The organism is Pseudomonas sp. RU47 (assembly GCF_004011755.1).
Lineage (GTDB): Bacteria > Pseudomonadota > Gammaproteobacteria > Pseudomonadales > Pseudomonadaceae > Aquipseudomonas.
Genome location: NZ_CP022411.1, coordinates 6,045,285 through 6,056,909, shown reverse-complemented (window position 1 = coordinate 6,056,909; position 11,625 = coordinate 6,045,285). Strand labels below are relative to the sequence as shown.

General features: G+C 58.6%; 10 protein-coding genes. 3 read left to right on the top strand and 7 right to left on the bottom strand.

Features of this window, described 5'->3' with window-relative positions:
* Positions 1 to 65: 65 nt before the first annotated feature.
* The 3 genes from rpoD to rpsU form a co-directional block, all read right to left on the bottom strand.
* Positions 66 to 1,910 (bottom strand): RNA polymerase sigma factor RpoD, encoded by a 1,845-nt coding sequence (rpoD, locus tag CCX46_RS27765; protein WP_127930005.1) that lies wholly within the window; start codon positions 1,908 to 1,910, stop codon positions 66 to 68.
* Between the two features lie 67 nt (positions 1,911 to 1,977).
* Positions 1,978 to 3,942 carry a DNA primase gene (gene dnaG / locus CCX46_RS27755; RefSeq protein ID WP_127930004.1) on the bottom strand — a complete coding sequence of 655 codons (1,965 nt, stop codon included), beginning with the start codon at positions 3,940 to 3,942 and terminating at the stop codon, positions 1,978 to 1,980.
* A 485-nt stretch (positions 3,943 to 4,427) separates the two neighbouring features.
* On the bottom strand, positions 4,428 to 4,643 hold the full coding sequence (gene rpsU / locus CCX46_RS27750; RefSeq protein ID WP_002551877.1) for a 30S ribosomal protein S21: 216 nt from the start codon (positions 4,641 to 4,643) through the stop codon (positions 4,428 to 4,430).
* A 199-nt stretch (positions 4,644 to 4,842) separates the two neighbouring features.
* Between rpsU and tsaD the strand changes: the two genes are divergently transcribed.
* Entirely contained in the window at positions 4,843 to 5,868 is a 1,026-nt protein-coding gene (tsaD, locus tag CCX46_RS27745) for a tRNA (adenosine(37)-N6)-threonylcarbamoyltransferase complex transferase subunit TsaD (protein WP_034155077.1), read from the top strand.
* A gap of 23 nt (positions 5,869 to 5,891) precedes the next feature.
* Here the strand turns inward: tsaD and plsY are convergent, their stop codons facing one another.
* Positions 5,892 to 6,461 carry a glycerol-3-phosphate 1-O-acyltransferase PlsY gene (plsY, locus tag CCX46_RS27740; protein ID WP_064390790.1) on the bottom strand — a complete coding sequence of 190 codons (570 nt, stop codon included), beginning with the start codon at positions 6,459 to 6,461 and terminating at the stop codon, positions 5,892 to 5,894.
* A gap of 74 nt (positions 6,462 to 6,535) precedes the next feature.
* Here plsY and folB point away from each other — a divergent pair, with 74 nt between their 5' ends.
* Positions 6,536 to 6,892 (top strand): dihydroneopterin aldolase, encoded by a 357-nt coding sequence (gene folB / locus CCX46_RS27735; RefSeq protein WP_127930003.1) that lies wholly within the window; start codon positions 6,536 to 6,538, stop codon positions 6,890 to 6,892.
* The gene (folK, locus tag CCX46_RS27730; protein WP_127930002.1) at positions 6,883 to 7,398 is read left to right on the top strand and encodes a 2-amino-4-hydroxy-6-hydroxymethyldihydropteridine diphosphokinase; all 516 of its coding nucleotides are present in this window, start codon (positions 6,883 to 6,885) and stop codon (positions 7,396 to 7,398) included. The genes folB and folK overlap by 10 nt, the downstream gene beginning before the upstream one ends.
* A gap of 90 nt (positions 7,399 to 7,488) precedes the next feature.
* Here folK and CCX46_RS27725 read toward each other — a convergent pair whose 3' ends face one another.
* The 3 genes from CCX46_RS27725 to CCX46_RS27715 all read right to left on the bottom strand — a co-directional run bounded on the left by CCX46_RS27725 (position 7,489) and on the right by CCX46_RS27715 (position 11,606).
* Positions 7,489 to 8,712 carry a multifunctional CCA addition/repair protein gene (locus CCX46_RS27725; RefSeq protein ID WP_127930001.1) on the bottom strand — a complete coding sequence of 408 codons (1,224 nt, stop codon included), beginning with the start codon at positions 8,710 to 8,712 and terminating at the stop codon, positions 7,489 to 7,491.
* Between the two features lie 63 nt (positions 8,713 to 8,775).
* Entirely contained in the window at positions 8,776 to 10,338 is a 1,563-nt protein-coding gene (locus tag CCX46_RS27720; protein ID WP_127930000.1) for a SpoVR family protein, read from the bottom strand.
* The gene (locus tag CCX46_RS27715; protein ID WP_007910114.1) at positions 10,335 to 11,606 is read right to left on the bottom strand and encodes a YeaH/YhbH family protein; all 1,272 of its coding nucleotides are present in this window, start codon (positions 11,604 to 11,606) and stop codon (positions 10,335 to 10,337) included. Before CCX46_RS27715 ends, CCX46_RS27720 begins: the two co-directional genes overlap by 4 nt.
* Positions 11,607 to 11,625 lie beyond the last annotated feature (19 nt).

Genomic DNA, 11,625 nt, shown 5'->3' with positions numbered 1-11,625 from the left:
GGCGTTGCGAAGGATTTAATCTGCCATATAAACAGAACCCCCGGCCTGGGCCGGGGGTTCTGGTATCACTCGTCGAGGAAGGAGCGCAGATGCTCGCTTCGCGTCGGGTGGCGCAGCTTGCGCAGCGCCTTGGCTTCGATCTGACGGATCCGCTCACGCGTTACGTCAAACTGTTTGCCCACTTCTTCGAGTGTGTGGTCGGTGTTCATGTCGATACCGAAACGCATGCGCAATACCTTGGCTTCACGGGCAGTGAGGCCGGACAGCACTTCGCGAGTCGCTTCTTTGAGGCTCTCAACAGTGGCGACATCGATTGGCGACTGCATGGTCGAGTCTTCGATGAAGTCACCCAGATGGGAGTCTTCGTCATCACCGATCGGCGTTTCCATGGAGATCGGCTCTTTAGCGATCTTCAATACCTTGCGGATCTTGTCCTCAGGCATTTCCATGCGTTCGCCCAGCTCTTCCGGAGTCGGTTCGCGACCCATTTCCTGCAGCATCTGCCGGGAAATACGGTTGAGCTTGTTGATCGTCTCGATCATGTGCACCGGAATACGGATGGTGCGGGCCTGGTCGGCGATCGAGCGAGTGATCGCCTGACGGATCCACCAGGTGGCATAAGTCGAGAACTTGTAACCACGACGGTATTCGAACTTGTCCACCGCCTTCATCAGACCGATGTTGCCTTCCTGGATCAGATCGAGGAATTGCAGGCCGCGGTTGGTGTACTTCTTGGCGATCGAGATCACCAGACGCAAGTTGGCTTCAACCATCTCTTTCTTCGCGCGGCGGGCCTTGGCCTCACCGATCGACATGCGACGGTTGATGTCCTTGATTTCTGCGATGGTCAAACCGGTTTCGGTTTCCAGCGCGATCAGTTTCTGCTGGCAACGAATGATATCCGGCTGCACACGACCGATGGCTTCGGCGTACTTGCTCTTGCCTTTGGCCAGGGCGTCGGACCAGCTTTCGTCGACTTCGTTGCTCGGGAACTGACGCAGGAAATCGGCGCGTGGCATACGTGCATCACGTACACACAGTTGCATGATCGCGCGCTCTTGCTGACGCAGACGATCCAGGGCACCGCGAACACGCTCGACCAGGCCTTCGAATTGCTTCGGTACCAGTTTGATCGGCATGAACAGCTCGGCCAGTGCGAGCAACTCGGCAATCGCTGCCTTGTTGTTGCGACCGTGCTTTTTCAGGGCCTTGCGGGTGATTTCCATCTGGTCAGCCACGGCGCCAAAGCGCTGGGCAGCGATAACCGGATCCGGACCGCTTTCGGCTTCTTCTTCGTCATCGGAAGATTCGGCTTCATCGTCGTCGGTGTCGTCGTCAGCTTTGGCAGCTTTCGCTTCGATCGGCGGCGGCACTTCGGCAGGCGGCGCAATGCCGTCGTCCGGGTCGATATAACCGCTCAGAACGTCGGACAGGCGACCACCTTCGGTGGTGACGCGGGTGTACTCGGAGAGAATGTGGTCAACCGTGCCAGGGAAGTGCGCGATTGCGCTCATCACTTCACGGATGCCCTCTTCGATACGTTTGGCGATTTCGATTTCGCCTTCACGAGTCAGAAGCTCGACCGTACCCATTTCACGCATGTACATGCGCACTGGGTCAGTGGTGCGACCGATATCGGTCTCCACCGCTGCCAACGCAGCGGCTGCTTCTTCCGCAGCGGCCTCGTCGGTATCGGCGTCGGCCAACATAAGGGCGTCCGCATCCGGAGCACTCTCGTGTACGGGGATCCCCATGTCGTTAATCATGCGGATGATGTCTTCCACCTGCTCAGGATCTGAAATATCCTCGGGCAGGTGGTCGTTGACCTCGGCGTAAGTCAGATACTTCTGCTCACGACCCAGTTTGATCAACTCAATAATACGAGACTGCTGTTGCGCTTTTCCGGACATAACACCCTATCCACTGAAGGTCTTGGCGGGCAAAAAACAAGCCGAGGATTATACCTGAGCTATGACCTCACGCGCCAGTTGAGGTCGGGTTTGATGCGGAAACATTGCGACTTAGTAGGTCGCGCAGTTGATTTTTCTCTTCGATGCTCAATTCGCTTTGACGCGCTTTCCTGAGCAACTGTTCCAGATTTCGCTCGCGTTGGCGGGCTGACAAGCTAGTAATGGTGTCGAAAAACTGTTGTTCAAGGTTATCTCCGTCAATCAGCCATTCCTTTTCTGCCAGTGCCTTGAGCAGGCGACCCTGTTCAGTGCCGTGCCATCGCGCGATCAACTGAAATGAGTTTAGCTTGGGATTCTTCTGTACGGCTTCGAGCAGCGCCACAAGTAACTGGGCGTTGGTCTGATTCTCGTCCGCAATGTGTCCGGCATCTTCGACGCGCTCGGCCAGTTGCGGGTGATGGAGCAACGTACGCAGGGCGGTCAGGGTTGGCGATTCGACGCCAATCGGCGTGCGCGGGCGTTGCTGATCGCGATCACCACCACGCTTGCCGTTCTTGTCCCAGGGCTTCTTGTCCCATTTTTTACCGCCAGCACCGGGTTTCTTCGGCGTCCACTCCTGCTGCGGCACATACATGTCTTGTGCCTGCGGCTGATGGTAGTCGCTGTAATCCGGCATTGCGTCGTAATCGATGCCTGGATCGTAGGCGGGCGGTGCTTCCTGCGGCGCACTTTGTGCGAGCTGACTGACGGTCTCGCTGCTCAGGCCGGTAATTTCGGTCAGGCGCTGACGCATCAGGATGCGCAGGTTCGCCCCAGGCACTTTGTCGATCAGCGGTGCGGCGAGGGTGGCCATGTGGGCCTTGCCCTCGAGCGAGCGTGGATCGGCCTCTTCGGTCAGTTGCTGGAAGAAATAATCTGCCAGCGGCTGAGCGTGCTGATTGATCCGGGCCTTGAAGGCGTCAGTGCCTTCGGCACGCACCAGAGTGTCCGGATCTTCGCCTTCGGGCAGAAACAGAAAGCGTGCGCGACGTCCATCCTGAAGGCTCGACAGCGTTGCTTCCAGTGCGCGCCACGCGGCGTTGCGGCCGGCCTGGTCGCCGTCGAAGCAGAACAGTACGTTGGGTACGACACGGAACAGGCGCTTCAGATGTTCTTCGCTGGTCGCAGTGCCCAGTGTTGCGACGGCATTCTTCAAGCCTTGCTGGGCGAGGGCGATGACATCCATATAACCTTCGACGACGATGATTTCGTCGAGGTTGCGGTTGTTCTTGCGCGCTTCATAAAGGCCGTAGAGCTCTTGGCCTTTATGGAATACCGGGGTTTCCGGTGAGTTCAGGTATTTCGGCTTGTCGTCGCCTAGCACGCGACCGCCGAAAGCGATGATCCGCCCACGGGTATCGCGGATCGGGAACATCACGCGATCGCGGAAGCGGTCATAGCGTTTGCCGGTTTCGGCGTTCTCGATCAGCAGGCCGGCGTCGATCATGGCTTTCTGCTGGAGTGTGTCACTGCTCAAGTGTTTGAACAGGTTGTCCCAGCCCGGCGGCGCGAAACCGAGACCGAAGTCGCGGGCGATTTCGCCGGTCAGGCCGCGGCCCTTGAGGTAATCCACGGCAGCCTTGCGGGCGGGATGGCTCTTGAGCGCCTGCTTGTAAAAGTCGGCGGCGGCGGTGAGCAACGGGTATAGCGGCGAATCGGTCGGTTGCCGTGGCTTGCGCTCGCGGCCGCTTTCTTCGCGAGGGATTTCCATGCCGGCGGCTTTGGCCAGGTCTTCGACAGCCTGAGGAAAATCCAGGTTGTCGTGATCCATGAGAAAGCCGAGGGCATTGCCGCCGGCGCCGCAGCCGAAGCAGTAATAGAACTGCTTGTCGGGGCTGACGCTGAACGACGGGGTTTTCTCTTTGTGAAACGGGCAACAGGCGGTGTAGTTCTTGCCGGCCTTCTTCAATTGCACGCGCGAGCTGACCACGTCGACGATGTCGGTGCGGTTCAGCAGGTCGTCAATGAAGCTCTGGGGAATCAGCCCGGCCATGGCGTTCTCGTCGTCTGCGCTGTAAATAGTCCGATACGAAGGGCGGTCGGACGCGGGTCGTTACTGTAGGCACGCAAAATATGCGGCTCGACCGGTGTCGTCTGCGTAATCGCTGTCGGGAAGTGTATCTGCCGAAAATCCACTGACGTTAGTACTCATCAGTCTTCGACTATTTGAAAGTGTTGCGCTGAATCCGCTGACGGCTGGTTGAGGGCCTCGGATAGCTCAATAAAGCGGGCACGCATGCAGGTGCCTTGGGCTGATCGTCGTGAGAGGAATCAGTGGGTGTGCTCGTCAGTAGCCTTGAAAGGCTCGTCAGAAAAGACGTGCACCGCTGGCAAAAGAGCCAGGTCTGACGTGTGAAGCAGATTTGTCTCGGTCGCGTGTGCGGCTTCGACGGTGAAGCATCAAGCGTTTTACGCAAATGCCATTAGCCCGGCTGAGAGCCGGGCTTAGGCAAGAAGCTTGCTACGAACGTCTGTGTATTAGTACAGACGAACGGCGCGGCGCTGTTCGCGCTGAACTTTCTTGGCGTGACGCTTAACAGCGGCTGCTGCTTTGCGCTTACGCTCAGAAGTTGGCTTCTCGTAAAATTCGCGGCTACGAACTTCAGCCAGTACACCGGCTTTTTCGCAGGAGCGCTTGAAACGACGCAGAGCTACGTCGAAGGGTTCGTTCTCTTTAACTTTGACGGCTGGCATCCAGAGCTACCTTCATTCATTACCGGGGTCAACATCCTCGCGGCAAAAGAGCACTTGAAGACGTCGGTTTTTAAGGGTTGCGGATGTTAACCCCTCATCGCTCGGAATGCAAAGCCTCTGATCGAAAACCGCTGGTCGGGGCATCACGCGGCGACTATTATGCGCGCCTTCGAATTCAGCCTAAACAAGGCGCAAACCCATGCTAGTACTGGGATTAGAAACCTCCTGCGACGAAACCGGCGTCGCATTATACGACAGCGAACGTGGCCTGCTGGCCGACGCACTGTTCAGCCAGATCGACCTGCACCGTGCCTATGGCGGTGTGGTGCCGGAGCTCGCCTCGCGTGACCACGTAAAACGCATGCTGCCCTTGATCCGTCAGGTGTTGGCCGAGGCGGACTGCGTGCCGACCGAGATCGATGCAATCGCCTATACCGCGGGTCCTGGGCTGGTTGGCGCGCTGCTGGTCGGTGCTTCCTGTGCTCAGGCACTGGCCTTTGCCTGGGGTATTCCTGCGCTCGGTGTGCACCACATGGAAGGCCACTTGCTGGCGCCGATGCTCGAGCCAAAACCGCCGGAATTTCCGTTCGTCGCTTTGTTGGTTTCCGGCGGTCATACGCAGCTGGTTCAGGTCGATGGCATTGGCCAGTACAGCCTGCTCGGCGAGACCCTCGACGATGCCGCCGGCGAAGCGTTCGACAAAACCGCGAAGATGATGGGCCTCAATTATCCGGGTGGCCCGGAAATCGCCAAACTGGCCGAGAAGGGCGTCGCAGGACGTTTCACCTTTCCGCGTCCGATGTGCGATCGCCCGGGTCTGCAATTCAGCTTCAGTGGTCTGAAAACCTCTGCTCTCAACGCCTGGCAGCAGTGCGTCAGCGCCGGGGACGACAACGAGCAAGCCCGTTGCGACATCGCGCTGGCGTTCCAGCAGGCCGTGGTGGAGACTTTGACCATCAAGTGCAAACGGGCCCTGAAGCAGGCCGGCATGAAGCGTCTGGTGATCGCTGGTGGCGTCAGCGCCAACAAAGCCTTGCGCGTTTCGTTGGAAAAGATGCTCGGCGACATGAAAGGTGATGTGTTCTACGCCCGTCCCGAGTTCTGCACCGACAATGGCGCGATGATCGCGTTTGCCGGTTGCCAGCGCTTGCAGGCCGGTCAGCAGGAAAGTCTGGCAATCAGCGTGCAGGCGCGCTGGCCGATGGAGCAGTTGTCGGCGCTGTGATGAGTGGCGCTCATGGACGGTATTCAGAAATGCCGTTCGCGCCCGGCAAACAGGTCGCGTAGATTGCCGCGGTGGCGCCAGACGATCAGCAGTGTCAGCGCGCTCATCGGCAACAGCGCCTCCGGTTCCTGCCAGGCCAGCAGCGGCAGGGTCAAGGGGGTGGCGATCAGTGCTGCGAGCGAGCTGGTGCGGGTCAGGTAAAACGTCAGCAACCAGGCGCATACTGCCAGCAGCGCGGCGGGCGGATACAGGCCCAGCAGCATGCCGGCAGCGGTGGCGACACCCTTGCCGCCACGAAAGCGAAAGTACAGCGGGAACAGGTGACCGATCACGGCGCACACGCCGATCCACGCCTGATCCTGTAGCGAAAGGCCCACTGCCGAGGCAATCAGCACCGGCACCAGGCCTTTGCACAGATCACCGAGCAGGGTCAGGATCGCCAGTTTGCGACCGGCCAGGCGCAGCATGTTGGTGGCGCCGGCATTGCCCGAGCCACTCATTCGCGGATCCGGGTTTCCGGTCAGGCGGCTGAGCAAAATGGCGAAGGACAGCGAGCCGAGCAGGTAGGCGAGAGTCGCCAGTAACCAAAACATGCTAACTATTCCGGGCGAGGACGCCCTGATTCTAACGGCGCATTGCGCCCTTGTCGTGCAGTGGAGAGAAGTGCTTGGACAGAGTGTTTATCGAGGGCCTGGAAGTCGACACCGTGATCGGTGCCTACGACTGGGAGCGCGGCATCCGACAGTGCCTGCGACTTGATCTGAGCTTCGCCTGGGACAATCGCCCGGCCGCCGCCGGTGACGACCTGACCCTGGCGCTCGACTATGCCAGCGTATCCGCGCGAATCCAGGCCTTTGCCGAGCAGGCGCAGTTTCAATTGGTCGAGACCTTTGCCGAGCGTCTGGTCGCAGTGTTGATGAGCGAATTCAACATCACTTGGGTACGCTTGAAGCTGACCAAGCCAGGTGCGGTGCCAGCGGCCAAGGGTGGCGTGGGTGTGGAGATCGAGCGCGGATGTCGCTGACTCAGGTCTACCTCGGGCTCGGTAGCAATATCGAGCGCGAAACTCATCTGTGCGCTGGTCTCGACGCTTTGGCGACGTTTCTGGTGGATATCCGCTGTTCGGCGGTGTTCGAAAGCCAGCCGGTCGGGATCAAAAGCGGGCCGTTCTTCAACTTTGTGGTGTCGGCGTATACCGACCTGCCGCTGATGGAGCTGGATCGTCGCTTGAAATTCATTGAGGCCGACAACGGTCGCTACGCACCGGATCGCAAGGGGCTGCCGCTGGATATCGATGTGCTGCTGTATGGCGAACTGGCGGGAAATTTCGACGGGCTGGTTCTGCCGCGCGCGGAGATTCTGAAAAATGCCTTTGTGCTGTGGCCGCTGTCGCTGATTGCGCCGGATCGCATGCATCCGGGTGTGGGAAAAAGCTTCGCGACGTTGTGGGCTGAGGCGCAGATTGATCAGGTGCTGGCGCCGGTGGCGTTCGAGTGGCGGGGTAAGCAGTTAACCCCGCCGAATCTTTAAAGCAAAAGATCGCAGCCTGCGGCAGCTCCTGCAGAGAAACGCATATTCCCGCGTAGGAGCTGCCGCAGGCTGCGATCTTCTGATCTTGCCTCAGGCGTTCTCTTTGTAAGCCTTCAACGCCTTCAGTCGCTCACGCTTCAGCGCCTCACCCAGCTCCGGCCCCTTGAATCCCTTCTCCAGCAACGGTTGCACCGCGACTTCCCGCGCAACCTTGGCAGCGCCGCGCAAGTAATCCGCCTGTGGATAACTTCTCTGTTCCAGCCCTTTGCGTCCCCGCGCATCCATCTCGCACGCAGCAATAAATTCTTCGAAGCGCTGCGGTCGGCGATACACGTCAAAACTCTGCAGCAGCTCCAGCAATGTCGAAGCCTTTAACTCCAGCGCCCGGTGTCCATGAGTGTGGTACTTGCCGACCAGTAGCGCTAACTCCTGACAATCCTTCGGCGCCTTGAAGCGTTCGTTGACCGCTTTGATCAGCTTGAGGCCGGTGTGCTCATGGGCGATGTGCCGTGGCCACTCTTCTTCCGGCGTCAGGCCTTTGCCGAGGTCATGCAGCAGACAAGCCCAGCGCACGGTCAGCGGCTGTTTGTGCAGCGCCGACTGCTCCAGCACGCTGAGTGTGTGCAGGCCGGTATCGATTTCCGGGTGATGCGCTTCCGGTTGTGGCACACCAAAAAGCGCGTCGACTTCCGGCATCAGTACCTTTAACGCGCCGCAGTCGCGTAGCACCTCAATAAATACCTGCGGCCGATCTTCCAGCAGTGCACGGGAGATTTCTTTCCAGCTGCGTTCGGCGGTCAACGCCTCCAGTTCACCGGACTCGCTGAGCTGGCGCATCAGTTCCAGGGTTTCCGGCGCGACCGTGAAGCCGAGCCCGGCGTAACGCGCGGCAAAGCGGGCAACACGCAGAACGCGGAGAGGATCTTCGGCGAACGCCGGAGAAACGTGGCGCAGGATTCGAGCTTCAAGATCGCGCTGGCCATGGTACGGATCGGTCAGGTTCAGCTGATCGTCCTCGGCCATGGCGTTGATGGTCAGGTCGCGACGAATCAGGTCTTCTTCAAGCGTGACTTCGGGGCTGGCGTGAAAGGTGAAGCCGCCATAACCGCGACCGCTTTTACGCTCGGTGCGGGCGAGGGCGTATTCCTCGCCGCTTTTTGGGTGAAGAAATACCGGGAAATCCGAGCCGACCGGGCGATAACCCTTGGCGAGCATTTCTTCTGTTGTGGCGCCGACCACCACCCAATCGATGTCCGTAACCGGTTTGCCCAGCAAGCGATCACGTACGGCACCGCCAACCTTGAAAATCTGCATAAAAAACCTCCGTTAGCCCGACAGGATAACTCTTGTGTCGGACTTTCGGAGGCCAGAACCGTTTCAAAGATGAATGACGGCGAGGTCGAGCCGGCCGTAATCCCCTTCGCTGTGTTCACTGCGTGGCGGAACGTGATGGGTTTTCATGATCTGGTCGCCTTGCAGGGTTTCCAGATGGATATCGAAGCCCCACAAGCGATGCAGATGTTTAAGCACCTCGTCAGTGGAGTCTCCCAGCGGTTTGCGATCGTGCTGTTGGTGACGCAAGGTCAGTGAACGGTCCCCGCGCCGATCAATGCTGTAGATCTGCACGTTCGGTTCACGATTGCCGAGGTTGTACTGCGCGGCCAGGGTTTCGCGAATGATCCGGTAGCCGGGTTCGTCATGAATCGCAGGCACCAGCAAGTCGTCCTTCTGATCGTCATCCATGATGCTGAACAGTTTCAGGTCACGGATCACCTTCGGCGACAGATACTGCAGGATGAAACTCTCATCCTTGAAGCTGCTCATGGCGAATTTGATGGTCGACAGCCAGTCGCTCCCGGCAATTTCCGGGAACCAGTGACGATCTTCTTCGGTAGGTTCTTCACACATGCGCCGAATGTCGCGGTACATGGCGAAGCCTAGTGCATAAGGGTTGATGCCGCTGTAGTAAGGGCTGTCGAAACCCGGCTGGAACACCACGCTGGTGTGCGACGTCAGGAACTCCATCATGAAACCGTCGGTGACCAGACCTTCGTCGTACAGGTCATTCATCAGCGTGTAGTGCCAGAACGTCGCCCAGCCTTCGTTCATCACCTGGGTCTGGCGCTGTGGATAAAAATATTGGGCGATCTTGCGCACGATCCGCACGATCTCGCGCTGCCATGGCTCAAGCAACGGCGCGTGTTTCTCGATGAAGTACAGGATGTTTTCCTGCGGCTCGGCCGGGAAGCGTGCGTTGTCCCTGTCGCTGTACTTGTCCGCGCCTTTGGGGATGGTGCGCCATAGATCATTGATCTGCTTCTGCAGGTGCTCTTCGCGATCTTTCTGCCGGCGCCGCTCCTCTTCTGCGGAAATCGGGTACGGCCGTTTGTAACGGTCGACGCCGTAGTTCATCAGTGCATGGCAGGAGTCGAGCAGGTCTTCCACCGCATCGATACCGTGGCGTTCTTCGCACTGCATGATGTACTGCTTGGCGAAAACCAGGTAATCGATGATTGAGCTGGCATCGGTCCAGGTACGAAACAGGTAATTTCCCTTGAAGAAGCTGTTGTGGCCGTAGCACGCGTGCGCCACGACCAGCGCCTGCATGCAGATGGTGTTTTCTTCCATCAGGTAAGCAATGCACGGATCGGAGTTGATCACGATTTCGTAGGCCAGGCCCATCTGTCCACGGCTGTAGGATTTTTCGGTGCTGAGGAAGTGTTTGCCGTAGGACCAATGGTGGTAACCCAGCGGCATGCCGACCGAGGCATAGGCGTCCATCATCTGCTCGGCGGTGATCACTTCGATCTGGTTGGGATAGGTATCCAGGGCATAGCGGGCCGCGATCCGGGCGATTTCGCGGTCGTAGGTCTGGATCAGCTCGAACGTCCATTCGGAGCCGGTGGAAATGGGTTGGCGCTTCTGCTCTTTGGCGGTCATGTCACTAACCTGCGCTGGAAGAGTTCACGGAAGACCGGATAGATATCCCCGGCCGAGACCAGTTGCTGCTGGGCAAAAGTGTCAGAGAAGGCTTCGGCGATGCGTTCATACTCGTACCACAGGGCCTGATGTTCGCGCGGGGTGATCTCCACGTAAGTGTAGTACTGCACAAACGGCATGATCTGGTTGATCAGAATGTCACGGCAGATCGGCGAGTCATCGTTCCAGTTGTCGCCGTCGGAAGCCTGCGCCGCGTAGATGTTCCACTCGTTGCTCGGGTAACGCTCGGCCATGATCTCCTGCATCAGTTTCAGGGCGCTGGAAACAATGGTGCCGCCGGTTTCCCGCGAATAGAAAAACTCTTCTTCGTCGACTTCCCGGGCACTGGTGTGGTGGCGGATGAACACCACGTCGATCTTGTCGTAGTTCCGTTTCAGGAACAGGTACAACAGGATGAAAAAGCGTTTGGCGATGTCCTTGGTCGCCTGGGTCATGGAGCCGGAAACATCCATCAGGCAGAACATGACGGCTTTCGAGCTCGGGTTCGGCTGTTTGATCAGCAAGTTGTATTTCAGGTCGAACGTATCGAGGAACGGCACGCGGTGGATGCGCGCACTGAGTTTTTCGATTTCCGCTTCGAGTTCCTGAATATCGCCGAAGTTGTCTGGCTCTTCGCGTCTCAGTCGCTCAAGTTCCTCTTTGACTTCGCGCAGTTTCGCGCGGCTGCTGCCGGACAGGGCGATACGCCGTGCGTGCGCCGAGCGCAGGGTGCGGATGATGTTGATCCGTGACGGGTTGCCTTCGTTGCTGATCCCTGCGCGTACGGTTTTGAAGGTGTCGGTGCCGCTCAGGTTACGCTTGACCAGGTTCGGCAGTTCGAGGTCTTCGAACATGAATTCGAGGAACTCTTCCTGAGTGATCTGGAAGACGAACTCGTCCATGCCTTCGCCGGAGTTGCCAGCCTTGCCCGGACCGCGTCCGCCGCCACCTCCAGGTGGCCGTGCGATATGTTCGCCGGCAGTAAATTCCTTGTTGCCGGGATGAACCACGGTCTGCTTGCCGCCGCGGCCGTGGTGAAGCACCGGTTCGTCGATGTCGCGACCGGGAATACTGATCTGTTCACCGTGCTCCATATCGGTAATGGAGCGCCGGCTGACCGCCTCTTCGACAGCCTTCTTGATGTGGTCACGGTAGCGCCGCAGGAAACGCTGGCGGTTTACCGTGCTCTTGTTCTTGCCATTGAGACGTCGGTCGATCACATAACTCATAGGAAGCCCTCCGGGCAGC